The organism is Bacillus cereus group sp. MS39 (assembly GCF_040448665.1).
In the GTDB taxonomy this organism is placed as follows: Bacteria; Bacillota; Bacilli; order Bacillales; family Bacillaceae_G; genus Bacillus_A; species Bacillus_A wiedmannii.
Map to the genome: position 1 here is coordinate 376,045 of NZ_CP123058.1, position 24,113 is coordinate 400,157.

Sequence of the window (24,113 nt, forward strand, 5' to 3'; positions counted from 1 at the left end):
AACAGTGTCAAAAAATATGATTTCTAGGGTTGAGAATATTTCTCAACCCCAGTTTTATAATCACAATAAAATATGGACAAAACCTTTTATAATAGCGATTATAGTTGTTATAATTTTAGGGATTATATCACTGTTTACTGGAGTTTATGATATACGTGGACAAGAGGACGGAATGGAGATGTTTTTCATCACTCGTGTTCCGAGAACAGTTGCATTAATGCTTACTGGAGCTGCAATGGCGATGGCAGGGCTCGTAATGCAATTAATTACACAGAATCGTTTTGTTGAACCTACTACAACGGGGACGATTGAATGGTCAGGCTTAGGCCTGCTTTTTGTCTATTTATTATTTCCTGCCCCGACTTTAGTTCAAAGAATGACTGGTGCAATCATTTTTTCTTTTATAGGAACTATGATTTTCTTTCTGTTTTTAAGAAGAGTTAAACTTCGTTCGTCTTTAATTGTCCCTATTATTGGATTGATGCTTGGAGCAGTTATTTCTGCAGTGTCTACTTTTTTGGGACTCCTTTTTCAAATGACGCAAAGTATTGAAACTTGGTTTGTAGGTTCATTTGCTAACATTCAGGTGGGAAGATATGAATATTTATGGCTAATTGTTATCGTTACTTTGCTTATTTTTATGTATGCTAATAGATTGACTTTAGCTGGACTAGGAGAAGATGTCGCAACAAGCCTTGGCGTTAATTACAATAGAATTGTTCTTTTTGGGACGGGCCTTATCTCTGTTGCAGTTGGAATTGTTGCAGCTGTTATTGGAAACTTACCTTTCTTGGGGTTAATTGTTCCAAACATTGTTTCCATGTTTAGAGGGGATGATCTTAGGAGTAATTTACCTTGGGTGTGTGTAATCGGAATGGGGACAATCACTGCCTGTGACATCATTTCTCGAACAATTATAAAGCCTTTTGAATTACCTGTTTCTTTAATACTTGCATCAGTGGGAGCAGTCGTGTTTATTACTATTTTATTGAGAAAAAGAAAACCAAGGAGGCTACGATGATCACATTAGACTATAAAAATAAAGAAAATGTCGAAATCGATTCTAGCCTTCATAATGAAAGTAGATCAGCTAGTGCTTTTCGTTCTAAGAAGGAAGCAAGACGTTATTGGATTGTACTGATAACATTGATTGCTTTAGGTCTCCTTTCTTCATATGGACTTTTAGTTTATAACAATCCAGTTCCGATAGATTCACCTTCTTTTATCCCAGTTGTTAAGAGAAGGATAATAGCTATTGTTGCGATGATTATTGCTGCAGTTTGCCATAGCTTGTCGACAGTTGCTTTCCAATCTATTACGAACAATAAGATTATTACTCCTTCGCTTTTAGGTTTCGAATCACTTTATTCAGCAATTCATACGAGTACAATATTTTTCTTTGGTGCTAGTGCATTAATAAACTTTAATGGAATTGGATCATTTTTATTCCAAGTTGTTGCTATGGTCTTGATGAGTTTGATACTTTATGGATGGTTACTTTCCGGTAAATACGGGAATTTACAACTTATGCTTTTAGTTGGGATTATTATTGGTACTGGACTGAATTCTGTATCAACTTTTATGAGAAAGCTACTTGCGCCTTCAGAGTTTGATATTTTACAAGCGAAATTATTTGGTTCTGTTAATCATGCAGATCCTGCATATTTTCCTGTTGTAATTCCTATGATTATAATTGTAGCGGTATTAATTTTTGCTCATTCTAAGAAGTTGAATATTTTATCACTAGGAAAGGATGTTGCTACTTCCTTTGGGGTTAAATATCAACCTAGTGTAATTTATACGCTTGTATTAGTTGCTATTTTGATGTCCATTTCAACAGCTCTAATTGGGCCACTTACTTTCTACGGCTTTTTAGTAGCGACTTTGAGTTATCAGGCGGCGTCAACTTATGATCATAGATATATTTTTCCAATGGCTTTTGCTATAGGATTTTTAATAATGACGAGTGCATACTTTTTAATGTATCATGTATTCCATGCTCAAGGTGTAGTTTCAGTTATTATTGAATTATTTGGTGGAATCATATTCTTAACTATAGTTTTAAGGAAGAGGGCTTTATGATAAAAATTGATAATGTTAAAAAGTTCTATACTGATAAGGTAAAAATAGGACCTTTGGATATTGAAATACCAAAAGCAGGCTTTACTTCTTTAATTGGACCAAATGGCGCTGGAAAGTCCACGACACTTTTGATGATTGGAAGACTTTTAGATATGGATGAAGGTCAAATTCAAGTAGCAAATATGGATGTTTCTGAATCCAAATCAAAAGACTTAGCAAAAGTTTTGACTATATTGCGACAAGAAAATCATTTTGTAACTAGGCTTACTGTTAGACAATTAGTTGGATTTGGGCGCTTTCCTTATTCAAAGGGAAGATTAACGAAAGAAGATGAGGTTATCATTTCTAAATATATCGATTTCTTAGATTTAACTAATTTAGAGAATAGATATTTAGATGAGCTTTCTGGTGGTCAAAGACAAAGGGCATATGTAGCGATGGTATTGTGCCAAGAGACTGAATATGTACTGTTGGACGAGCCTCTGAACAACCTTGATGTTGCTCGTTCTGTTCAAATGATGGAGCATTTGAGACGTGCGGCTAATGAATTTGGAAGAACAATTTTGACGGTTATGCATGACATAAATTTTGCAGCTAAATATTCTGACAAAATTTGTGCTATGAAAGATGGACAAATTGCTGCTTTTGGAACAGTAGAAGAGGTTATGGACCCAACAATTTTGACAGATATTTTTGAAACAAAAATAGAAATTATCAATGGTCCTTATGGTCCAATCGCTGTTTATTAGTTATAAAATGTAAAAAAATACTGTAGCTTGTGTAGATTATGCAAGTTACTCTAGTTGAAGTTGCTGTCTGTAGTTTATAGGCAGCAGCTTTTTTTATGTGATTACTCATAAAATGCAAAAGAATGCTTCACCTTTTCAAGTATCTACCAAGCGAAAAAAATATCTCTGTATAACTTTTTAAAAGAATTCAGCTTGGTTTTTTTATATGTAATATTGCATATAAGAGTGTATTGATAAAAGTGTAAGGGGTCACTATAATGAGGGCATAAAGATAAATCACATTTTCGTAGCAATAAAAAAGGAGGAAATAATATGGAAATCGCAATGGCAGTTTTGAAATTTGTAGGTGGCGTAATCCCGTTAATTCAAGAACTTTTAAAAGCATTTATGTAAGTGTATTAGTTAGCTATCATTTATCAATCATTATCATATCTTACTAAAAAAAGAACGGGGTGATTTTTCTGAATATTAAGAAAAACACTAAAAGAAGAAAGTTCCTTGCATGTTTATTAGTTAGTCTATGCACTATTAATTATTCATCTATTTCCTTCGCAGAAACACAAGCCAGTAATGCAACTGATGTAACCAAAAATGCTAGTGGCATTGATACTGGTATAGCAAATCTTAAATATAATAATCAAGAGGTTTTAGCTGTAAATGGTGATAAAGTAGAGAGTTTTGTTCCGAAAGAAAGTATCAATTCAAATGGTAAATTTGTAGTAGTGGAACGCGAGAAAAAATCACTTACAACGTCACCAGTCGATATTTCAATTATTGATTCTGTAGTGAATCGCACGTATCCAGGAGCGGTACAACTTGCAAATAAAGCTTTTGCAGACAATCAACCTAGTTTATTAGTGGCGAAGAGAAAGCCTTTGAATATTAGTATAGACTTACCTGGCATGAGAAAAGAAAATACAATTACTGTCCAAAATCCGACATATGGTAATGTAGCTGGAGCAGTAGACGATTTAGTATCTACTTGGAATGAAAAGTATTCTAAAACACATACGTTACCTGCAAGAATGCAGTATACGGAATCTATGGTTTATAGTAAATCACAAATCGCAAGTGCTCTTAACGTTAACGCTAAATATCTTGATAACAGTCTAAACATTGATTTTAATGCGGTTGCAAATGGAGAGAAAAAAGTGATGGTAGCGGCATATAAGCAAATATTTTATACCGTAAGTGCTGAACTACCTAACAATCCATCCGATCTTTTTGATAATAGTGTTACTTTTGGTGAGTTAACTCGTAAAGGTGTAAGTAATTCGGCTCCACCTGTTATGGTCTCAAATGTAGCTTATGGTAGAACTGTTTATGTAAAATTAGAAACAACATCTAAGAGCAAAGATGTACAAGCTGCATTTAAAGCCCTACTTAAGAATAACAGCGTCGAAACGAGTGGACAGTACAAAGATATTTTTGAAGAAAGTACCTTTACTGCTGTAGTATTAGGCGGAGATGCGAAAGAGCATAACAAGGTTGTTACTAAAGATTTCAATGAAATCCGAAATATCATTAAAGATAATGCTGAATTAAGTCTTAAAAATCCAGCATACCCAATTTCATATACAAGTACTTTCTTAAAAGATAATGCAACTGCTGCTGTTCATAACAATACAGATTATATTGAGACGACAACTACAGAATATTCAAGTGCTAAAATGACACTTGATCATTACGGTGCTTACGTTGCTCAATTTGATGTATCTTGGGATGAATTTACATTTGACCAAAAGGGTAACGAAGTACTAACACATAAAACATGGGATGGTAGCGGAAAAGACAAAACGGCTCATTACTCTACAGTTATCCCTCTTCCACCAAATTCAAAAAATATAAAGGTCGTAGCAAGAGAATGTACAGGTCTTGCATGGGAATGGTGGAGAACAATTATTAATGAACAAAATGTTCCATTAACAAATGAAATAAAAGTTTCAATTGGAGGAACAACATTATACCCAACAGCTAGTATTAATCATTAAGTATAAAAAAGCGCCCTATAAGTAGGGCGCTTTTTTACTTAGTCACAAATTTTATCCCGCATTAACGGGCAGTAAGACCCCCACCTCAAAATTCAGCGAAAGCAAAGAAGTTAGGTGGGGGATGAACAAAACCCCCACTGATTAAAGTTTCACTTTATTCTTTCCAAAACTGATTAATAATGTAATTCCTTATATAGTTAATCGGCGTCGATTTACTTCTTCACGTAAAATGGATTGAAATGAAATTCCTATTACTTGGACAAGTGTTGCTAAAAGTGCGGCAATTGAAGGAATAAAACTTTAAAAAGTTTATGTTCTTTTGTTTGCGGCCAACTTAAAAAACTTTTGTAAAATGATAGAATTACAAAAATGTAATGTGAGTGTAAGGACGCTGGATTGTACCATCTTTATGGTTAAAGCATACTTAAGGTAAGGAAGATTTATATTTTAATGGGTATAAATCTTACAAGTAGAATAGAAAGGTTAGGTATTATCATATGAAATGGATCATGAGAATTTTTGTGTTATTAGCTATAGTAGGAGGTGCTTTCTACTATATGAAGTCAGGGAATGGATATTATTCAACTAAACAATATTATGTAAAAGTAATGACGGATTCTACAGTAGAAAACGAAAAATTGAGTAATGGAGAAGTTCTTACGTATCATGCTTACGATGAGAAGGTGTACGATAAAAAAGGGAAAGAAAGAGAACTGAAAATTTCCGTACAAAATAAATTGGAAAAAAATCAATATTATTTGATTGATTGGGAAGATCGCCGTGGGATTGTTTCTAAAATAGCTAAAGTGAATCAAGCAAAAATAGATAAAAGTGTTTTAGATAAGTTGAACGCAAATTCATAATATTTCAGGATAAGTTAATTAAGAGCTGTGTTAGCGTAAGATTTATAAGAAAAAGGTATTGTAGAAAAATAAGAGAGATTATTATAAAACAAAAAGGACCGAACCGTCTGGTTCTGTCCTTTTTTAGGAGTGAAGAATGAATTGTACAAATGATGTGGCACAAAGCTGGATTGCTACGATCATAATGATATGTATGAATATTGGACTGTAACACTTATGCAGATGGTTTGCAGAGATATAAAATCAATATAGAAGAGGAGTATTGTTATAAATGACTGAAGTAACTACAATTCTATCAATAGCGGGTATCGTTATCATGTCTTTAGCAAGGATTTATTTTATTTTGTATCGGTATGTTTTTAGGTTTTGTAAATCATCAATTATAAGGTGGGAATATTGTGAAGACGAAAAGCTACATGTTTTTCGTCTTTTCGTTCTCTTGCTTAATAAGAAAGATCCTGCAACTCAGTACAGGATCTTTAATCAAACGTTTTTAAAAGCTAAATTGTGGTTTTATATCACCTTTATAAGGTTCATGTTCAACGAATATAGTTATATCCTTACCAGCTTGGTCTTTACCAGTTCTTTTATACGTAAATTTATTCTTATTCAGTTCGGTAAGTTCAAGAGCAGCACCGTATTTATTATTTCCAATTGAAACATGGGCTCTTATTTTATTTTCGTGTACAATATCGAAGTAGCCATAATCACCGCGGCTTTGACCTGTTTCGCTATTGAAGAACTCATATTTATTAGATTTGTCATCAAATTTTGCTAGACTTATAAAATTCGAATTAAACTGTGTTACATCGTTACCAGCTTCATCTAATACCTTTGTTCCGTGCCAAAAGGTTCCACCTAAAATTTTATCTCCATCAACGTTTTTAACGATATCGCCTGTAGTCGTGTTCAGCTGCTTGTCCGGATCAGTGAAAGAAAGTTCTTTTTCTTTATATGGAACATGTTCAACAAAAACTTCTACATCGTTACCGTTAGCGTCTTTCCCCATTCGTTTATAAGTAAATACATTTTTATTTAGTTTTGTCATATCAACAACAGCTTGATATTTCATTGATTCTGAAATTAATATTCTCTTTTTCCCATCATTTGTGATAAAGAAAGTTCCTTTATCGCCACGACTTGCACCTGTTTTAGCATCAAAGAATTCATATCTTCCTGACTTTGCATCATATTTCGCAAGGCCAATGAAGTTTGCATTTTCTTTTGTTACATCATTTTTATCTTTGTCATATACTCGTGTACCTTGCCAATTTGTATTGCTAAGAATGTTAGCCATTTTTTGGCCTTTCGTTAACTTATTTTCCTTTTTTGTTTCTTTGGCAGCTTGTTCTTGTTTCGGTTTATTATGATTTTCTGCAGCTGTAGTACCAGCACATCCTGTTAGTGCTAGTGTGAATCCGAGCAATATAGATGATAGTGCTTTCGTTTTTTTGTTCATGTTTTATCGTCTCCTTATTTTATGATTTTAAGTAGTACGGTTAGCGATTATAGTAGCAGTGCGTTATATATGAAAAGACTCAAAGTGAATAGATGAACTTAGTTGCTACGTTTCTTATATTAATACCCGACTATAAACTCCCTCTAAATAAATCATTAAAAAAAGATAAACTAATTCCTAAAAAATTTTCATATTCATAAAAAAGTCGCTAGCTTGCTGTAGTGCCTACGAGTAATTAATAAAATACATTGTAAAGAAGAAGGAAAGCCGTTAACAGTAATGTAATTCTTAATAGAGTTAATCGATTGTATTGTAAAGATTTTGGGGGAAATGATGATCGTATAGAAGGTGATTCCTATAGGAAGGGGATGTCCATGTTTGATTCAACAGATTTTAAAATTATAAAGTTACTACAAGAAAACGCTAGAATGAACTGGAAGGAAATTGGAGAGATAGTACATTTGACGGGTCAGGCTGTTGGGAAACGAATTAATAAATTAGAAGAGGCAGGTGTCATTCAAAAATATACGATAGATATCGACAGGGCTAAGCTGGAAGGATCTATTATGACGTTTGTTACACTATTTCTGCATGCACCACATTATCATAATCAAATTCAAACCTTTTTCGAAAAAACGGACTTAATTACTGAAATGTATCGTATAAGTGGTAATGGGTGTTATATCATGATTCTTCATACATCTTCGCATCAGCAATTAGAAGAGACTCTTGCAGATGTTTTACATTATGGTGATTATCGTATAAATACTGTCATCAAGACAATCGAAAAAAAGAAAGAATAAGATATTCATTCTTTCTTTTTTTCTATGGAACTGTAATTCTTTATTTGCTCTTGTTTATAAAACAGTTTGCCGACATGATTTTTGCATAAATATCACCAAACTCTAATGAACTCATGAACGATTGATGAGCGTGTACTGCGGGGATTAGATTTCCTTGGAATTCTAAATCTTTTGTTGTACAAGCATCTTCAATTACAATACATTGAAATTCTAAATCACTGGCAGCGCGTACGGTTGCATCAATACATACATGAGTCATCATACCGCAAATGACTAGTTGATCTATTTTTTCTGCTTTTAATGTTTCTAATAAATTGGTTCTTAAAAAACTGTTAGGGTGATGTTTTTGTATGACTCTTTCGTTAGCAATCGGTTGTACATCATCATGAATTTGAACACCTACTGTTTCAGGTAAGAGGAAAGTAGCTCCTTCATTGTTCGCAATATGTTGTACATGAATGACTGTTTTATGTTTTTCACGAAATACTTTCAATACTTCCTTGGCTTTTTGTACGGCTTTTTCAGGTTGATATAATTCCATATTGCCGCCTTCAAAGTAATCATTTTGTATGTCTACTAATAGTAACGCTTCGTTCATCGTTATTCCCCCATACTTATTGATTCAGTACGTTATTTGTACTGTACCGTTATTATATAAATTGCAACTATGTGGAAGTAATAATGTCATGAAACGATTTTCGCGTATATAGTTTCATTGTGTAAAAATTGGTATAAGTACAGATGAATTTTGTGGAATTCACGGCAAACGTATAGGTAGAGTGACATTGTAGGATAAAAACCATAACTTTGCTGGAGGTGCGGGGTTATGGTTTTTTGTTATGAGGAAATGCGATTTTAAGTTTTTGCTGATGGTGTTTTTTTAGGATATGCTGTGGGTGATTGGAGTGAGGTAGTGTAGAATATTGTCGACTAATCGATATATTGAAAAAATCGTTGATATATTGTGAGTTGTGATAGATATATTGGAAAAATCGTTGATATATTGCGAGTTATGATAGATATATTGAAAAAATCGTTGATATATTTGTAAAGGGGTGTTTGAGGTGATTGTGAAAGAACGAAAAATGCCGATTTATATAAGACAGTTAGAAGCACTTCTTAGAAGGTTACCTGTACATCATCCGAAACGAAATTTAATTGGAGAAAACTTGGCAAAACACATGGCGGGGTATAAAGGGGAGCAAGCGATTGATTATCCACTTAGTTTTATTTCTGAGAAAGAGTATAGTATTTTACATGATGTTCGCTTATCTAATCATGATCAATACTTTCAAATTGATACTATTATCCTTTCCACAAAATTTCTTCTTTTTCTTGAGATAAAAAATATAGCAGGTACATTACTGTTTGATGCAAAGTTCAATCAACTTATCCGAATAACAGAAGGAAATTCAGAGGGATTCCCAGATCCGGTTTTACAAATAAAAAGGCAAGAAATACAACTTAAGAAATGGTTAAGCTTACATGGATTTTCTTCTAGTTGTCCAATTGAGTCCCTCGTTGTTATTAGCTCGCCTCGTACCATTATAAAATCTTCAGATGACAATCTTCTTCATACAATTATTCACAGTGCAAATTTACCTCATAAAATAAAGTGGTTTGAAAGTAAATATAAGAGAAAAGTTATAGATAATGTAGATAGGCTCATTCATCAAATAATAATGGAGCATTCTCCACTTCAACAAAATATACTTGAGCAATATAAAATAGAAAAAGAGGAGTTGCTAAATGGAGTACAATGTGAGAAATGCTTAGTTATTCCAATGGTTAAAGTGAAGAAAGGCTGGCGTTGTACAAGTTGTAAAGATTTTTCAAAAGTGGCACATGAGGATGCTATACGAGATTATGCATTGCTCATTAGTACGACATGTACGAACGGTAATTTGAAAGAGTTTCTCCATGTTTCATCGGGTATGATTGTAAACAGAATTCTCCACACACTAAATCTTCCCTACACCGGCAACAACAAAGGACGAACCTATGATTTAACACACCTCCAATCATAATTTTGCTATAATAAATACGTACTTATACGAAGGGGAGTTTAATGTGAAAATGAAATCATTTAATATCGATCATTTTATCGCGAGTGTTTTACAGTGGATATTAAATATAGCTCTAATTATATTGTCCATTGTCTTATCGATCTTTTTAATTAACGAGACAATCACATTTATTCAATACATATTTTCAGCGAAGAAGTATACGTCCTATAAATTAGTTGAAAGCATCATTGTCTACTTCTTATACTTTGAGTTTATCGCATTAATTATTAAGTATTTCAAATCGAATTATCATTTCCCGTTACGTTATTTTATTTATATTGGAATTACGGCATTAATTCGATTAATTATCGTATCTCATGAGAAACCGATGGAGACGTTATTATATGCGGGATCCATTCTTGTTTTAGTTATTGCTTTATACATATCGAATATGAGAGATTTGAGAAAAGAGTAGTAGTGCAGGCGTAGCTTGCACTACTTTTTATGTCTTGACCTTCAAGTTACTTGAAAGTTTACAATGAAAATAGGGCGTTTGAAATTGAAAAAAATTGAGAAATTAAGTGAAGAGGTTTCTTTTACTTGGAGGTTATAGCAATGAGTCAGGAATTGAAGTTACGTCCTTTAGAACGGGAAGATTTAAAGTTTGTACACGAACTTAATAATAATGCACATATTATGTCGTATTGGTTTGAAGAGCCGTATGAAGCTTTTGTAGAACTACAGGATTTATATGATAAACATATCCATGATCAAAGTGAACGCCGTTTTATCCTGGAGAAAGATAATGAGATGGTTGGATTAGTCGAGTTAGTGGAAATCGATTATATTCATCGAAGAACTGAATTCCAAATTATTATTGATCCGAATTATCAAGGACATGGTTATGCAGCGGAAGCGACGCGTTTAGCGATGGATTACGCTTTTTCTGTATTAAATATGCATAAACTTTATTTAGTGGTGGATAAGGAAAATGAAAAAGCAGTACATGTTTATAAAAAGGTTGGATTTATGGTAGAAGGTGAACTTCTCGACGAGTTTTTCGTGGATGGTAACTATCATAATGCGATAAGAATGTGCATGTTTCAGAAGGAATATTTTGAAAGCAAGTAGTTGAATGATTTGGAAGTAATGTTGACGCTTCGTAAAACTGTATGCTAAAATCCCTTTTAAGTATTAAGGAAGGTGCAGAACATGCTTTATATAAAATTTGTAAAACTCATTAGAAAACTTTGCTCCGCACAAATGTATACGGTGAAGCGTTGTACGGAGCTTAATCAAGGGGCATAAATCCCCTATATTCATCGGCTGAATAACTTTTCGAAAAAAGTATAGTTTACCTATGCTTGTTTCGTTATGGTTTTTCAGCTGATGTATAAAATAGATTAAGGGCCATAGACAATGCTTTGTCTATGGCCCTTTGTGTATATTATTCCAATGAGCTTTTACTGTAAATTGGAGTAGTATGGGAAAAACCACGAAGCAGAGGGCTAGTGTCGAATGACGCTATCTCTCTGCTTTTTTTAATTTCAGGAAAAGAGGAATAAAAATGAGTTTACTTAAAGTTGAAAGTTTATCACATAGTTTTATAGATAAAGCATTATACGAAAATGCTTCTTTTGATTTGCATAAAGGAGAACATATGGGGATTGTTGGGCAGAATGGTGCAGGAAAAAGCACATTAATGAAAATATTGGTGGGGGAAATTATTTCTGATAAGGGGAGCATTAAGTGGCAACCTAATATTCAAATTGGACATCTTGATCAATATGCAGAAATTGATGGGAGCTATACCATTGCACAATATGTAAAGCGAGCCTTTTATGATTTGTTTGAAATGGAAAAGAGAATGAATACGTTATATGAAGAAAGTGCGATGACTGGAGATGAGAATCAACTATTGAAAGCAGCTGAAATACAAGAGCAGCTTGAGGCTCGTGATTTTTATTCAGTAGACAGCGTAATAAATAAGGTGGCAGCCGGTTTAGGTATTGACGCTATTGGGATGGATTGTGTTATTGGTGAATTAAGCGGAGGACAACGGGCAAAGGTGATTTTAGCAAAGCTTTTATTAGAAGAGCCTAATATTTTATTACTAGATGAACCGACAAACTTTCTTGATAAAGAGCATGTTGAATGGCTTGCTAATTATTTAATGAATTTTGAAGGGGCGTTTATTGTAGTATCACATGATTTTGATTTTCTAGAAAAAGTAACTTCTTGCATATGTGATGTAGAGTTTGGAACGGTGAAGAAGTATTACGGCAAATACTCAGATTTTGTAAGACAAAAGGAGCATTTACGAAAAGATTATATTCGCCAATATGATGCACAGCAAAAGAAAATTGAAAAAACGGAAGAGTATATTCGTAGAAACATTGCTGGAGTGAATTCCAAAATAGCACAAGGACGTAGAAAGCAGTTGCAGCGTATGGAAAGAATTGCGCCGCCAAGTTTTACTCATAAACCGTCTATTCATTTTCAGGAACTTCCTATTTCTGTTCAGACAGTTCTTGAAGTAAATAACCTTGAAGTTGGTTACGATTTTGCTCTTTTACCAAAATTGAATTTTTCAGTAATGGGTGGGCAAAAAATTGTTATTACAGGGTTCAATGGAGTAGGGAAATCTACTTTATTAAAAACAATCATGGGTATTATTTCTAGTATTTCTGGAGAATTTCATTTTTCAGAGCAAATAAAGATGGGATATTATGAGCAAGATTTAAATTGGAGTAATGATTCTTTAACGCCGCTTCAAATTATTGCGGAACGATTTCCAAAACTGAATACGAAGGAAATACGTCATCATTTAGCTGCATGTGGTGTGAAGGATACTCATGTTTCACAAGAAATTCGTACGTTGAGTGGTGGTGAACAATCAAAGGTTAAATTATGCGGATTATTATTAGCACCTTGTAATTTCTTAATCTTAGATGAACCGACAAATCACCTAGATGCAGAAGCGAAGGAAGCTTTGCAAAAGGCGTTAATACAGTTTAAGGGGAGCGTTATACTCGTATCTCACGAAGCAAGTTTTTATCTTGATTGGGCAGATAGTATTTTTAATATAGAGACAGGATTAGTTAAGGGGGTGTGAAACATATGAGTAGCAATGATTGGAAAAAGAAAATTATTATATTTTTGACCGCTCAAACTATTTCGTTGTTCGGTTCCTCTCTCGTGCAATACGCGATTATATGGTATATCACCTTAACAACATCGTCAGGGTTAATGTTGACCATTTCAACCGTTTGTGGTTTCCTACCACAAATTGCGATATCTTTGTTTGCAGGTGTTTGGATTGATCGTTATGACCGTAAAAAGATGATTATGTTATCGGACGGGGTTATAGCAATTGCTACGTTAGTTTTGGCAGTTTTATTTTTTACAGGATATAAAAGTATTTGGTTACTTTTTATCGTACTACTCATTCGTTCAGCTGGGACAGGGGTACAAACGCCAGCTGTGAATGCGTTAATCCCGCAAATCGTTCCGAAAGATTATCTTATGAAAGTAAATGGGATAAATAGCAGTATTACATCTTTAATTATGTTTCTTTCTCCAGCAGCAAGTGCTGCAATTCTTTCTATTGCTAGCATTGAAACAACATTTTTTATTGATGTTATTACGGCTATGATTGGAATTAGTATTATGTTTATCATTCAAGTGGAGAGATATGTGAATGTAGAGAGTACGCAAAAATCTAATCTACAAGGCATTAAAGAAGGATTTGCTTATTTAAAAGAAAATAAATTTATTAAAAGGCTACTTGTTTTATTAATTATGGTCATGATTCTAATAAGTCCAGCTGCTTTTTTAACACCTTTAATGGTAACTCGTTCTTTCGGTGCAGAAATGTGGAGACTTACTGCTAGTGAGATGACTTTTAGCGCGGGGGCAGCAGCTGGTGGCGTATTAATTGCGGCATGGGGTGGTTTCCGTAATCGTATGCATACAACAGCGCTAGCTTGTGCGTTGTATGGACTGCTTATGATTGGAATAGGGATTGCACCAATATTTATTATGTATTTAGTATTTAATTTTTTAATTGGTATAACAATGCCGTGCTTCAATACACCAGTTACCGTATTATTGCAGGAGAAAGTAGAACCTTCTATGCACGGGCGGATGTTTAGTGTTGTACAAATCGCTAATTCATGCGCGCTTCCTTTAGGAATGATCATATTTGGCCCATTGGCTGATATGTTTAGTGTAGAAATTTTGTTGATCTATGCTGGGATATTCGTGCTATTGTGTGCGATTTATGTTGTAGTAAGTAAGAGATTTGAAGTGTAAATATTTGTTTTTGAAAAGGTTTGTAAGGCAATTTAAGGTGCCTTAACAAACCTTTTTTCGTTTTGGTCAATAATCATTTATTGTTTTACGATAAATAATTATTGACCATTAATGTTATTTTGAGTAATATGATGTTAACTAATCAAAAGATTATACGAATAGAGGAGAATATAAGATGAAGAAAAAATACTTACTAGCTTCTAGTCCAATATTTTTGGGAGTGTTATGCATCATCATGTTTAATATAATTGGTTCTGAAGTGAAACCAGATGGAACTTTAGTGGAGCCATTTTTCTTAATTCCGTTAGCATATTTATTTACTTTTACTGGAATTGTTTTGGTTTTGTGCGTGGCTCTTTTCTCGGTGCTTCGAAAAAAGACAGTATGACAAAACACTCACTATGAAATAGAAACATACTATATGTAAGAAAAATAATAAGTGAGCTGAATCATGATGAATCATTATTTTTATAGTGGTAGACAAGTGGGAGCAGCTATTACGCTGGCAGGAGCGCAAGGGACTATTCATGCTGTGTATCAGGCCATTCAAATGCAGCAGCAACAAGCACAAGTAGCGCAAATGATGCAAAGTCAGTATATGCCGTATGCGCAGCCGCCTATGCAAATTGTACATTACGATGTGCATCCAGCAGGTTTATTTTCCATTCCATATGGCGGGACATACTTCTTATGAAAGAAAGCGACTGATCAGAGTCACTTTCTTTTTTATATTCCGCCTAGCTTCATTCCAAGGAATGCGAAGAGGAGACCAATTATGTAAGTAGCACTTAAATATAGAAATAGTATGCCAAAGTTTTTACGATTGAAGAGCTGAATGGACTCTAGCTTAAATGTTGAAAATGTAGTGAACGCTCCCATAAATCCAGTACCTAATAATAATTGCCAACCTGTAGTGACTCCGTTACCAATTATATATCCGAGTAAAAATGCTCCTGTTATATTAATGAGAAACGTAGCAATTGGAAATGAAGTTTTATTCCTTTTTTTAAACCAATTGCTAATTGCAAATCGTGTAATAGCACCGAAAAATCCTCCTGTTGCTACTAATAAAGCTTCTATCATAAGTGATCACCTTCCGTAAGATGTTTCTTAATTAAGAAATCACCTAGTGTAAAGCCAAGTCCAGACATAATGAGGCCACCAAGTATGCTGCATGATACATATAAGAAAGCCGTACCCCATTCAGAAAGATTGATTAGTTGCACAGTTTCTACACTAAATGTTGAAAACGTCGTAAAGGCACCGATGAATCCAGTTCCAATGCCTGTAATAATCTCTGAAGGCAAGATGTTTCGCCGAGCGATATAGGTAGTCAGCCAAGCTAATAGGAAGCAGCCGAGTAAGTTGATGAGCAATGTGGCTAGCGGAAATGAATGATTCCATGAAGTATGAATAGTAAGACCTAAATAATAGCGAGAAAGGGCTCCTAATATACCGGCTATGCCAACGATAATATAAATCAATTTCTTCACCTCTTTAAATAGCTTGCTCAAAAAAATAGACTCCTACCAGTAGTTATACTGGTAGGAGTCATTAGCTAAGCAGCAGTTATGGCGAACTCCATCGCCTATGATTATTACATATAGTGTACTAAACATCGCGTTTGATTTCCAGTGAAGAAGTTGGGGTATTTTGTATTTTTTGCTGATGTAAGAGCAAGAATTATTACTTATAAACTAAATATAGTGATATAGGGTTTTCAATGTGATAAAATATTTCTTATGTCTGTCATTCAGTTTTAGTTAACTGAAAATAAAGAGAATTAAGTTGGGTGTTTTAGAAAAGGGGCGTTTATTTGAAGAAATTATTAAAAATAGTACTTATATGTATTTTAGTAGGGGTGGGAGTTGTAGGTGGTTTTTTAGGGTATATGACACTTACTAAAGAACAGCCTGCTGATGTTGTAAATTTGAAGGTGGAAAATAATAAAGAGCGCGTATTAGCGACAGGAAATGAATTTAAAGTTACAACATTTAATATTGGATATGGTGGATTAGATAAGGACCAAGACTTTTTTATGGACGGAGGAAAGGGTTCTGGTTCTAGTAGTAAAGAACAGACTGAAGTGAACTTAAAGAATATGCTTTCGTTTTTACAAAATGAGAATAGTGATTTTGCGTTATTACAAGAAGTTGATATAAAATCACTGCGATCTTTTGATGTGAATGGGCATGAATTTTTGAAAAAAGGATTACCTGATTATGCTTCGTCGTTCGGAAAGAACTATGATACAAAATGGGTCCCTGTACCAATTACAAGTCCAATGGGATATGCGGAGGCTGGATTAAGTACATTTTCTAAATATACAGTTCAAACAGCGGAGAGGTTCCAGCTTCCTGGAATGGAGCCTTGGCCAAAGCGTTTGTTTGATTTAGATCGAGCGATTGTTGAGCATAAAATACCTGTTAATAATGGGAAGTTTGTGAGACTCGTAAATTTACATTTGTCTGCGTATGATGAAGGCGGGAAAATTAGAAAACAGCAAGTAGAGTATTTAAAAGAATATATGAACAAGCATTATAAAAATGGTGATTACGTAATAATGGGCGGAGATTGGAATCAATTGCTTTCTGACGTTCAATTAAGTGATCCGAAGTTTGTGAAAGAGCGTCCTGAGTGGTTAGTAGAGTTACCGAAGGACTTTACTGATGGAGGCTTTAAGTGGGCTGTAGATCCGTCTGTTATGACGGTGAGAGATGATGTGAAGAAGTATGTAGAAGGTGAAAACTTTGTCACGATTATTGATGGCTTTATCGTTTCACCAAATGTGGAAATTGTAAATGTACAAGGGAAAGATTTAAAGTTTGAAAATAGCGATCATAACCCAGTAAGTGCGGTATTTAAGCTGAAGTAATTAAGTGCAGAAGGTGGGGCTTCATATATGGAGTGGTTAAAGAGAACTTGCTTTTCTAACCTTGAGAAAGAATCACAGAAAAATCATTTATTACTGTTTATCACAATTTGTAGTTTCTTCCTTGGAATAATCGCGATTGGGTATTACGGATATATTTTTACGGAGAGAGCAATAGCGTTTTGGGTTTGTGGTATTTCTGTTGTTGTATTTGGGACGGTTTTTACTTTTATAAAAAGTATGGAATCAATGTATAAATACATCATGACATTTATGTTGCTTATGATGTCTTTCATTATGGTACAAGCTTTTAATGAAAGCCCAGCGGTATTTCAAATGGTTTACTTTACACTAGCAGTTTCACTTATTTATTTAAGTGAACGTCTCGTTATCATTCTCGGCGGAGTGGCGGTTGTTATCACATTTATTCTTTGTAGTTATTGGCCGGAGCAATTTTTTGCTTATACAGCGGCATCTGAAGCTGCAAACTTCGCGAGTTTGTTAGCGATCGTAACGATCGCAATGTGGGGCGTAACGAAGATTGGCTCTAATTTGTTAGCTCGTTTAAGTGATGAGAAGCAAGAAGTAATGAGGAAAGCTCAGGAGCTAGAAGAGACTCAAAGACTTATTGAGGAAACTGTTGTGAAACTAGATAGTAATTTCAATCATTTAAGACAAAATATGAATACATCGATGGAGTCGATGAGTGAAATTAATTTCGCTTTTGAAGAGGTGGCAGTTGGTACGCAATCACAATCAGAGATGATGTCACGTTCAGTAGAAGTATTGAATGATATGGAAGGAAATATTGAACAAATCATCTCTCAAGTAAGAAATGCATCAATTCGTGTTGATGAAAGTTTAGAGATTTCAAAGGGTAGTGTGAATACTTTAAGAAATTTTGAAGCTAACATGAGAAGTTTAAATGATGTTGTTTCACAATCGGGAATTATATTTAGAGATTTAATGATGCAATCGAAGCAAATTAATGAAATTGTAGATGTAATAACGAATATTTCAAGTCAGACGAGTTTGCTAGCTTTAAATGCAAATATTGAAGCTGCAAGAGCAGGAGAACATGGAAAAGGGTTTGCTATTGTAGCGAATGAAGTATTAAAGCTTGCTGAAGAATCGAATCGTTCAGCTGGAAGAATTCAAGGGATTTTGAAGGAGTTTAGTAATCAAGCAAGCAAGGTGGAAGTGCAGGTAGAAAAATCAGAAAGAGTACAAGAAGAATGTAATGAAATGCTAGCAAGCGTTTTAACAAATGTAACGGATTTAGGGAAGTTTATTGATGCAATTAATGATGTAATGAGAGAGATTGTTGTTCATCAAGAAAATTTCCAGGCTAAAACGACGAATATCGTAAAGGATGTTACACATGCTTCTAATGTAATTCAGCAAACTTCTGCGGCTACAGAAGAAGTGTTAGCAAGTGTGGAAGAAGAAAAACATCGAAATGATATATCGGTGAAGACGTTGCATACTGTTAGCGAGCAAGTGAAGTTACTAGAAGATATTTTAGAAAAGTAATATTGATTGAAAAGGGCACACTATGTGTGCTCTTTTTCATTTTAACGAATACTTAATAGTAATTTAATTGCTTTTCTTTGAGTTTTCTGCCAAGCTTAAGGAGATAAAGTGAGACTTTAATTAGTGGGGCTATACGCTACTGATTATTAGTTGAACCCCGCAAATAGCGGAATTAAAATACTTCAAAGAAAGAATTATATAGGTGACGCATATGATCGAAGTTAAGACTTCTGAACTTAGTGATGGAGAATTTAATAGAGGTGTATTTGCAACTCGTGATATTAAAAAGGGTGAGTTGATTCACTCAGCACCAGTTATCTCTTATCCGAATGAACAGCATGAACACATTGAGAAAACGTTACTTGCTGACTACGCATTTGAGTATGGGGTAAATCATACAGCATTCCTTTTAGGATACGGCATGTTATTTAATCATGCATATAATCCGAATGCAACGTATGATATTGTCTTTGAGAATCACACGTTTAACTTCTTTGCTTACAAAGATATAAAAGCGGGAGAAGAGATTCTAATCAATTATAATGGTGAAGTTGATGACGATGAGCTGTTATGGTTTGATAAGGAAAAAGAAGAGAACGAAAAGTAAATTATAATAAGTAATAAAAAAGATGCTTTTACATAGGTAAAAGCATCTTTTTTATTGATGAAAATAAAGTAAAGATTACAAAAAAATACCACTTTATTTTCGTATGGTATAGTAAGATACTGAAGGATAGTGTTTTGAAAAAGTTATATATTTTACAAATTGTTGTCTTTCTGATGACATGTCAAGTTTAGTAGCCCATTTGGGTTGCTTTATTATGCAATATATATTTTAATATGAGTGGCACCTCTTATAAATTAAGAGGTTTATAGGTGTCTCGAATTGATTTTGGGTACACTGTATCCACCACTTTAGGTTCGTTCATGTATGTGGGGATATTATGGGCCCGTATAACGGGATAAAAAGAATATAGAAATAGAGGAATCGTAAAATGAATATGCAAGAGGTTTATAAATATTTAAGTACGGTATTGCCTGAAGGTCATGTGAAACAAGATGAAATGTTAAAGAATCATACGCATATTAAAGTTGGCGGAAAAGCAGATGTGTTCGTTGCGCCTACGAATTATGATGAAATTCAAGAAGTTATCAAATATGCTAACGAATATAATATTCCAGTTACGTTTTTAGGAAATGGATCGAATGTCATCATTAAAGACGGTGGAATTCGCGGAATTACAGTAAGTTTAATTCACATTACAGATGTGACTGTAACAGGAACGACGATTGTAGCACAGTGTGGTGCAGCAATTATTGATGTATCACGTATTGCATTAGATCATAATTTAACGGGTCTTGAGTTTGCTTGTGGTATTCCAGGCTCAGTTGGCGGAGCATTATATATGAATGCTGGTGCTTACGGGGGGGAAGTATCGTTTGTATTAACAGAAGCTGTTGTAATGACAGGTGATGGAGAGCTACGTACTTTGACGAAAGAAGCATTTGAATTTGGATATCGTAAGAGTGTATTTGCAAACAACCATTACATTATTCTTGAAGCGAGATTTGAACTTGAAGAAGGTGTACGTGAAGAAATTAAAGAAAAAATGGATGATTTAACGTTTAAACGTGAGTCAAAACAACCTCTAGAATATCCTTCATGTGGTAGTGTATTTAAGCGCCCACCGAATAACTTTGCTGGTAAATTGATTCAAGAATCAGGACTACAAGGTAAGCGAATTGGTGGAGTGGAAGTTTCTCTAAAACACGCTGGATTTATGGTGAATGTTGATAACGGAACAGCACAAGATTACATTGATTTAATTCACTTTGTACAAAAGACCGTTGAAGAGAAATTTGGCGTGAAGTTAGAGCGAGAAGTAAGGATTATTGGGGAAGATCTACAGTAATCTTTGAATTAAAAGTGTATAAAAGTATGAATTATTTTGAAATAATATTTGGGTATTGTTGACAATTTGTTTTCAATTCAATATAATGGCTAATAATTTAACAAATAACATACGTTGAAAGAGCCCAGTAGCAGTTTGTCACTGTTAACGAGAGAGCTAGGGGTTGCTGGAACCTAGCACAAACAAACTTGCGAATTACACTCTGGAGTATCTTAGGTAATGCTAAGCGGATTGGCAATCGATATTATTGCTAAGAGTGGTATGAGTAGCTATGCTATTTATACAAACTGGGTGGTAACACGGTGAATCATCGTCCCTATGTCATAGACATAGGGACTTTTTGTTTTCAAAAAATAGAGGGGATGACAAAAGATGAATATTATTGATGAATTAGAATGGCGCGGCGCCATTAATCAACAGACGGACGAAGAAGGTTTACGTAAGCTAGTAGATGAGAAAAAGATTTCACTATACTGCGGAGTGGATCCGACTGGTGATAGTATGCATATCGGACATTTGATTCCGTTTATGATGATGAAGAGATTCCAGTTAGCTGGCCATCATCCTGTTATTTTAATTGGCGGGGCAACAGGAACAATTGGTGATCCGAGTGGACGACAATCAGAACGTCAACTTCAAACGTTAGAAGTAGTTCAGCATAATGTGGATGCGTTAACAGCGCAAATGAAAAAGCTATTTGATTTTGGCGGAAATAGCGAAGTGAAGATGGTAAATAACTACGACTGGACACATGAAATAAACATTATTGAGTTTTTACGTGATTACGGGAAAAACTTTAGCATTAATAGCATGTTAGCGAAGGACATTGTAGCAAGTCGTTTAGATACAGGTATTTCTTTCACAGAATTTACGTACCAAATTTTGCAAGCGATGGATTTCCATCATTTATACACGAAAGAAGATGTTCAACTGCAAATTGGTGGTAGTGACCAATGGGGAAATATTACGAGTGGTTTAGATTTAATTCGTAAGTTAGAAGGGCACGAAGCGAAGGTATTCGGATTAACGATTCCGTTATTATTGAAATCAGATGGAACGAAGTTTGGTAAATCAGCAGGTGGTGCAGTTTGGCTTGATCCTGAAAAAACAACACCATTTGAATTTTACCAGTTTTGGGTGAATACAGATGACCGTGATGTCGTTAAATACTTGAAATACTTTACGTTCTTAACGAAAGAGCGCATTGATGAATTGGCAGTGAAGGTAGAAACAGAGCCTCATAGACGTGAAGCGCAAAAAGTATTAGCGGAAGAAATGACGAAATTCGTTCATGGAGAAGAGGCATTCCTGCAAGCTGTGAAAATTACAGCAGCGTTATTTAGCGGAGATATTAAATCGTTAACAGCGGATGAAATTGAGCAAGGTTTTAAAGAGATGCCAACATTCCAGTCTTCAAAAGAGACGAAAAACATCGTAGAATGGCTAGTTGATTTAGGGATTGAACCATCTAGACGACAAGCACGTGAAGATATTAATAATGGAGCTATTTCTATGAATGGTGAAAAAGTAATGGATGTGGGTACAGATGTAACTGTAGAAAATTCATTTGATGGACGATTTATTATTATCCGTAAAGGGAAGAAGAACTACAGCCTTGTGAAGTTAGGAGAATAGTTTGTGTGAAAGGATGGGAGTAGGAAGAATACTTCCATCCTTTCGTATACATAATTTAGACATAAAATAATCAGTAAATTTAGATAATTAAAAGGGTTATATTATTCTTCTGCCGAATAAATAGGTTAGAGAAAATTACGGACAAAAATAGCCCGAACCATGCAGGGCATGATTCGGGCTTATATTCAGCTTAGTAAGCTAAGCTGAATAGACCTTTAATGTGTGATAAGTAACGAACGTTACTTGCTTCTTTCATTAATGATGCTGGTAGGCCTTTAAGTGGAGTATTGCTTGCTCCGATTGTAGCAACAGCATCTTTACGTCCTAGACTAGCAAGTGTTCCAGAGTTAACAGGTGCGAACTCTTCGAATGCTTTGCCTTCTAGTGCTGCGTATAAGTTGTATCCAATTAACTCACCCATTTGCCAAGCGATCTGTGCAGTTGGTGGGTATGGACGTCCGTCTGGAGCGAAGACAACAGCGCTGTCTCCAGCAACGAATACGTCTTTGTGAGAAGTAGATTGTAGGTATGCATCAACTGTTGCACGACCACGGTTTACTTCAAGACCTGATTCACCGATTAATGGGTTACCTTGTACGCCGCCTGTCCAAACGAATGTGTTAGCAACAAGTTTTTGACCGTCTTTTAAGTCGATTTCATTGCCAGCAACGTTTGTTACAGGAAGACCAGTTAAGAATGTAACACCGCGTGCTTCTAAGCTAGTAGTTGCACGTTCGATTAAGTGGTCTGGTAATACTGGAAGAATTTTTGGACCTGCTTCAACAAGAAGAAGTTTAACTTCTTTTGGATTTACGCCGTGGCTTTTTGCAAGTTTAGGCATAATGTCAGCAAGCTCACCAACTAGCTCAACGCCAGTTAATCCGCCACCACCGATTACGATTGTAGCATCAGCTTCGTTTTTCGTTTTCGCGTATTCACGAATACGGTCTTCAACGTGTTTGTAGATTTTGTTTGCATCAGCAGCAGATTTTAATACCATGCTGTTTTCTTCTAGTCCTGGAATACCGAAGTAAGCAGTTTTACTTCCTAAAGCAACTACAAGTGCATCGTAAGATAAAGTAGTGCCACCAGCTAGTTTGATTTCTTTGCTATCAACAGAGAATGACTCAACTGTTGCAATTTTAAGATCGATGTCTTTACCTTTGAAAAGCTTTGTAAGTGGCATTGCAATTGCTTGCTCAGCAACGTTACCAGCTGCAAGGCGGTGTAGTTCAGTGATAATTTGGTGTGTTGGGTATTGGTTAATCACTGTAACTTGTGCTTCTGATTTGCTATAGTATTTACGTACGTTTAAAGCGGCAAGAAGACCGCCATAACCAGCGCCTAAGATGACAATTTGTTTTGACATAGTATGATATCCCCCGTCTTTACTAATTGTTGTTATAATTTTAATTATTTATTGTTACGTTCTGCACTAATTTGAAGATATGCGTTCACAAAGCGGAACATTTTTTGTGCTTGTGGGTCTTTTAGTAATTTTAACAGACCGAATAGGCCGATAACTTCAGTGCTTTCGTCAGCACGATCTTTCGCTTCGATTGCAGTTGCAGCCATGCTTTTTACTGTATCTTTTACAGGTTCTACAAGCTCTGTGATTGCACCAACAGTGTCGCTTTTTAATACTTCATCAGTAGCAACAGTTTGAGCGAAGTCATAAGATTTAGTTAAAATGTTAACAAGCTCAGTTAATTTTGGAAGCTGTTCTACTAGTGTAGTTAATGATTCTTGTACCTCAGGTTTTAACAACTGATCAAGTACATCAAGTTGTCCTTGGCTAGCAGAAATTTGTACAGTTTCTTGTTCTGGCTTTGTTTGAGTCATAGTTTCTGGCATCTCCAATTCTCCTTTACGATAGCAATACTCTTATTTTTG

At 34.8% G+C, this 24,113-nt stretch carries 24 protein-coding genes, 1 riboswitch and 1 other annotated feature; of the genes, 18 read left to right on the top strand and 6 right to left on the bottom strand.

What is annotated here, in order from left to right; all coding sequences use genetic code 11:
* Positions 1-4: 4 nt before the first annotated feature.
* The 5 genes from QEP67_RS01800 (at position 5) to QEP67_RS01820 (ending at position 5,685) form a co-directional block, all read left to right on the top strand.
* The gene (locus QEP67_RS01800) at positions 5-1,021 is read left to right on the top strand and encodes an iron chelate uptake ABC transporter family permease subunit (protein WP_000042057.1); all 1,017 of its coding nucleotides are present in this window, start codon (positions 5-7) and stop codon (positions 1,019-1,021) included.
* Entirely contained in the window at positions 1,018-2,082 is a 1,065-nt protein-coding gene (locus tag QEP67_RS01805; protein ID WP_000631118.1) for an iron chelate uptake ABC transporter family permease subunit, read from the top strand. The genes QEP67_RS01800 and QEP67_RS01805 overlap by 4 nt, the downstream gene beginning before the upstream one ends.
* Entirely contained in the window at positions 2,079-2,831 is a 753-nt protein-coding gene (locus tag QEP67_RS01810) for an ATP-binding cassette domain-containing protein (protein ID WP_016085615.1), read from the top strand. The genes QEP67_RS01805 and QEP67_RS01810 overlap by 4 nt, the downstream gene beginning before the upstream one ends.
* A gap of 452 nt (positions 2,832-3,283) precedes the next feature.
* Positions 3,284-4,822 (top strand): anthrolysin O/cereolysin O family cholesterol-dependent cytolysin Alo, encoded by a 1,539-nt coding sequence (gene alo / locus QEP67_RS01815; RefSeq protein WP_000576724.1) that lies wholly within the window; start codon positions 3,284-3,286, stop codon positions 4,820-4,822.
* Positions 4,823-5,319: 497 nt separating this feature from the next.
* Positions 5,320-5,685, top strand: a complete 366-nt coding sequence (locus tag QEP67_RS01820) for a YxeA family protein (protein ID WP_002108988.1) — start codon at positions 5,320-5,322, stop codon at positions 5,683-5,685.
* 493 nt (positions 5,686-6,178) lie between these two features.
* Here QEP67_RS01820 and QEP67_RS01825 read toward each other — a convergent pair whose 3' ends face one another.
* Entirely contained in the window at positions 6,179-7,144 is a 966-nt protein-coding gene (locus QEP67_RS01825; protein WP_064473128.1) for a DUF4822 domain-containing protein, read from the bottom strand.
* Between the two features lie 368 nt (positions 7,145-7,512).
* Here QEP67_RS01825 and QEP67_RS01830 point away from each other — a divergent pair, with 368 nt between their 5' ends.
* Positions 7,513-7,947, top strand: coding sequence for an Lrp/AsnC family transcriptional regulator (locus QEP67_RS01830; protein WP_064449623.1), 435 nt, complete (start codon positions 7,513-7,515; stop codon positions 7,945-7,947).
* Between the two features lie 40 nt (positions 7,948-7,987).
* Here QEP67_RS01830 and QEP67_RS01835 read toward each other — a convergent pair whose 3' ends face one another.
* Entirely contained in the window at positions 7,988-8,545 is a 558-nt protein-coding gene (locus QEP67_RS01835) for a cysteine hydrolase family protein (RefSeq protein WP_064449609.1), read from the bottom strand.
* A 472-nt stretch (positions 8,546-9,017) separates the two neighbouring features.
* On the opposite strand from QEP67_RS01835, the gene QEP67_RS01840 reads away from it, so the two are divergent.
* From QEP67_RS01840 to QEP67_RS01870, 7 genes are all read left to right on the top strand, one after another.
* Positions 9,018-9,974 carry a nuclease-related domain-containing protein gene (locus tag QEP67_RS01840; protein ID WP_016085618.1) on the top strand — a complete coding sequence of 319 codons (957 nt, stop codon included), beginning with the start codon at positions 9,018-9,020 and terminating at the stop codon, positions 9,972-9,974.
* Between the two features lie 49 nt (positions 9,975-10,023).
* Positions 10,024-10,428 (top strand): phosphate-starvation-inducible protein PsiE, encoded by a 405-nt coding sequence (psiE, locus tag QEP67_RS01845; RefSeq protein WP_016085619.1) that lies wholly within the window; start codon positions 10,024-10,026, stop codon positions 10,426-10,428.
* 140 nt (positions 10,429-10,568) lie between these two features.
* Positions 10,569-11,084 carry a spermidine N1-acetyltransferase gene (gene speG / locus QEP67_RS01850; RefSeq protein ID WP_016085620.1) on the top strand — a complete coding sequence of 172 codons (516 nt, stop codon included), beginning with the start codon at positions 10,569-10,571 and terminating at the stop codon, positions 11,082-11,084.
* A 436-nt stretch (positions 11,085-11,520) separates the two neighbouring features.
* The gene (locus tag QEP67_RS01855; RefSeq protein WP_048566648.1) at positions 11,521-13,068 is read left to right on the top strand and encodes an ABC-F family ATP-binding cassette domain-containing protein; all 1,548 of its coding nucleotides are present in this window, start codon (positions 11,521-11,523) and stop codon (positions 13,066-13,068) included.
* Positions 13,069-13,073: 5 nt separating this feature from the next.
* The gene (locus tag QEP67_RS01860; RefSeq protein ID WP_048566647.1) at positions 13,074-14,267 is read left to right on the top strand and encodes an MFS transporter; all 1,194 of its coding nucleotides are present in this window, start codon (positions 13,074-13,076) and stop codon (positions 14,265-14,267) included.
* 175 nt (positions 14,268-14,442) lie between these two features.
* Positions 14,443-14,655 (top strand): DUF3955 domain-containing protein, encoded by a 213-nt coding sequence (locus tag QEP67_RS01865; RefSeq protein WP_016085623.1) that lies wholly within the window; start codon positions 14,443-14,445, stop codon positions 14,653-14,655.
* 63 nt (positions 14,656-14,718) lie between these two features.
* Entirely contained in the window at positions 14,719-14,961 is a 243-nt protein-coding gene (locus tag QEP67_RS01870; RefSeq protein WP_048566646.1) for a DUF3947 family protein, read from the top strand.
* Positions 14,962-14,993: 32 nt separating this feature from the next.
* Here QEP67_RS01870 and crcB (QEP67_RS01875) read toward each other — a convergent pair whose 3' ends face one another.
* Together crcB (QEP67_RS01875) and crcB (QEP67_RS01880) are read right to left on the bottom strand one after the other, a co-directional pair.
* The gene (gene crcB / locus QEP67_RS01875; protein WP_000568592.1) at positions 14,994-15,350 is read right to left on the bottom strand and encodes a fluoride efflux transporter CrcB; all 357 of its coding nucleotides are present in this window, start codon (positions 15,348-15,350) and stop codon (positions 14,994-14,996) included.
* The gene (gene crcB, locus QEP67_RS01880) at positions 15,347-15,751 is read right to left on the bottom strand and encodes a fluoride efflux transporter CrcB (RefSeq protein WP_048566753.1); all 405 of its coding nucleotides are present in this window, start codon (positions 15,749-15,751) and stop codon (positions 15,347-15,349) included. Before crcB (QEP67_RS01880) ends, crcB (QEP67_RS01875) begins: the two co-directional genes overlap by 4 nt.
* A gap of 54 nt (positions 15,752-15,805) precedes the next feature.
* A riboswitch (Fluoride riboswitch) is annotated at positions 15,806-15,865 on the bottom strand.
* A gap of 218 nt (positions 15,866-16,083) precedes the next feature.
* On the opposite strand from crcB (QEP67_RS01880), the gene QEP67_RS01885 reads away from it, so the two are divergent.
* The 5 genes from QEP67_RS01885 (at position 16,084) to tyrS (ending at position 22,220) form a co-directional block, all read left to right on the top strand.
* Positions 16,084-17,142 carry an endonuclease/exonuclease/phosphatase family protein gene (locus tag QEP67_RS01885; RefSeq protein ID WP_000734865.1) on the top strand — a complete coding sequence of 353 codons (1,059 nt, stop codon included), beginning with the start codon at positions 16,084-16,086 and terminating at the stop codon, positions 17,140-17,142.
* Between the two features lie 27 nt (positions 17,143-17,169).
* Entirely contained in the window at positions 17,170-18,672 is a 1,503-nt protein-coding gene (locus tag QEP67_RS01890; protein ID WP_000455092.1) for a DUF4077 domain-containing protein, read from the top strand.
* A 211-nt stretch (positions 18,673-18,883) separates the two neighbouring features.
* Positions 18,884-19,279 carry an SET domain-containing protein gene (locus tag QEP67_RS01895; protein ID WP_000573650.1) on the top strand — a complete coding sequence of 132 codons (396 nt, stop codon included), beginning with the start codon at positions 18,884-18,886 and terminating at the stop codon, positions 19,277-19,279.
* Between the two features lie 388 nt (positions 19,280-19,667).
* On the top strand, positions 19,668-20,585 hold the full coding sequence (murB, locus tag QEP67_RS01900) for a UDP-N-acetylmuramate dehydrogenase (RefSeq protein WP_001057100.1): 918 nt from the start codon (positions 19,668-19,670) through the stop codon (positions 20,583-20,585).
* A 105-nt stretch (positions 20,586-20,690) separates the two neighbouring features.
* Positions 20,691-20,906, top strand: a binding site (T-box leader).
* 51 nt (positions 20,907-20,957) lie between these two features.
* Positions 20,958-22,220, top strand: a complete 1,263-nt coding sequence (tyrS, locus tag QEP67_RS01905; RefSeq protein ID WP_001021072.1) for a tyrosine--tRNA ligase — start codon at positions 20,958-20,960, stop codon at positions 22,218-22,220.
* A gap of 190 nt (positions 22,221-22,410) precedes the next feature.
* Here tyrS and QEP67_RS01910 read toward each other — a convergent pair whose 3' ends face one another.
* The gene (locus tag QEP67_RS01910; RefSeq protein WP_000043194.1) at positions 22,411-23,589 is read right to left on the bottom strand and encodes an NAD(P)/FAD-dependent oxidoreductase; all 1,179 of its coding nucleotides are present in this window, start codon (positions 23,587-23,589) and stop codon (positions 22,411-22,413) included.
* Between the two features lie 44 nt (positions 23,590-23,633).
* Positions 23,634-24,074 carry a DUF1641 domain-containing protein gene (locus tag QEP67_RS01915; protein ID WP_001115310.1) on the bottom strand — a complete coding sequence of 147 codons (441 nt, stop codon included), beginning with the start codon at positions 24,072-24,074 and terminating at the stop codon, positions 23,634-23,636.
* Positions 24,075-24,113: the final 39 nt, after the last annotated feature.

What these genes read in the sequence shown, in the direction of transcription:
- QEP67_RS01915 (WP_001115310.1), bottom strand. Translation starts at nt 24,074, where the DNA reads ATGCCAGAAACTATGACTCAAACAAAGCCAGAACAAGAAACTGTACAA.
- QEP67_RS01820 (WP_002108988.1), top strand. Translation starts at nt 5,320, where the DNA reads ATGAAATGGATCATGAGAATTTTTGTGTTATTAGCTATAGTAGGAGGT.
- QEP67_RS01855 (WP_048566648.1), top strand. Translation starts at nt 11,521, where the DNA reads ATGAGTTTACTTAAAGTTGAAAGTTTATCACATAGTTTTATAGATAAA.
- QEP67_RS01890 (WP_000455092.1), top strand. Translation starts at nt 17,170, where the DNA reads ATGGAGTGGTTAAAGAGAACTTGCTTTTCTAACCTTGAGAAAGAATCA.
- QEP67_RS01865 (WP_016085623.1), top strand. Translation starts at nt 14,443, where the DNA reads ATGAAGAAAAAATACTTACTAGCTTCTAGTCCAATATTTTTGGGAGTG.
- QEP67_RS01830 (WP_064449623.1), top strand. Translation starts at nt 7,513, where the DNA reads ATGTCCATGTTTGATTCAACAGATTTTAAAATTATAAAGTTACTACAA.
- QEP67_RS01835 (WP_064449609.1), bottom strand. Translation starts at nt 8,545, where the DNA reads ATGAACGAAGCGTTACTATTAGTAGACATACAAAATGATTACTTTGAA.
- speG (WP_016085620.1), top strand. Translation starts at nt 10,569, where the DNA reads ATGAGTCAGGAATTGAAGTTACGTCCTTTAGAACGGGAAGATTTAAAG.
- QEP67_RS01910 (WP_000043194.1), bottom strand. Translation starts at nt 23,589, where the DNA reads ATGTCAAAACAAATTGTCATCTTAGGCGCTGGTTATGGCGGTCTTCTT.
- QEP67_RS01825 (WP_064473128.1), bottom strand. Translation starts at nt 7,144, where the DNA reads ATGAACAAAAAAACGAAAGCACTATCATCTATATTGCTCGGATTCACA.
- QEP67_RS01895 (WP_000573650.1), top strand. Translation starts at nt 18,884, where the DNA reads ATGATCGAAGTTAAGACTTCTGAACTTAGTGATGGAGAATTTAATAGA.
- QEP67_RS01860 (WP_048566647.1), top strand. Translation starts at nt 13,074, where the DNA reads ATGAGTAGCAATGATTGGAAAAAGAAAATTATTATATTTTTGACCGCT.
- QEP67_RS01870 (WP_048566646.1), top strand. Translation starts at nt 14,719, where the DNA reads ATGATGAATCATTATTTTTATAGTGGTAGACAAGTGGGAGCAGCTATT.
- psiE (WP_016085619.1), top strand. Translation starts at nt 10,024, where the DNA reads ATGAAATCATTTAATATCGATCATTTTATCGCGAGTGTTTTACAGTGG.
- crcB (WP_000568592.1), bottom strand. Translation starts at nt 15,350, where the DNA reads ATGATAGAAGCTTTATTAGTAGCAACAGGAGGATTTTTCGGTGCTATT.
- QEP67_RS01805 (WP_000631118.1), top strand. Translation starts at nt 1,018, where the DNA reads ATGATCACATTAGACTATAAAAATAAAGAAAATGTCGAAATCGATTCT.
- murB (WP_001057100.1), top strand. Translation starts at nt 19,668, where the DNA reads ATGAATATGCAAGAGGTTTATAAATATTTAAGTACGGTATTGCCTGAA.
- tyrS (WP_001021072.1), top strand. Translation starts at nt 20,958, where the DNA reads ATGAATATTATTGATGAATTAGAATGGCGCGGCGCCATTAATCAACAG.
- QEP67_RS01810 (WP_016085615.1), top strand. Translation starts at nt 2,079, where the DNA reads ATGATAAAAATTGATAATGTTAAAAAGTTCTATACTGATAAGGTAAAA.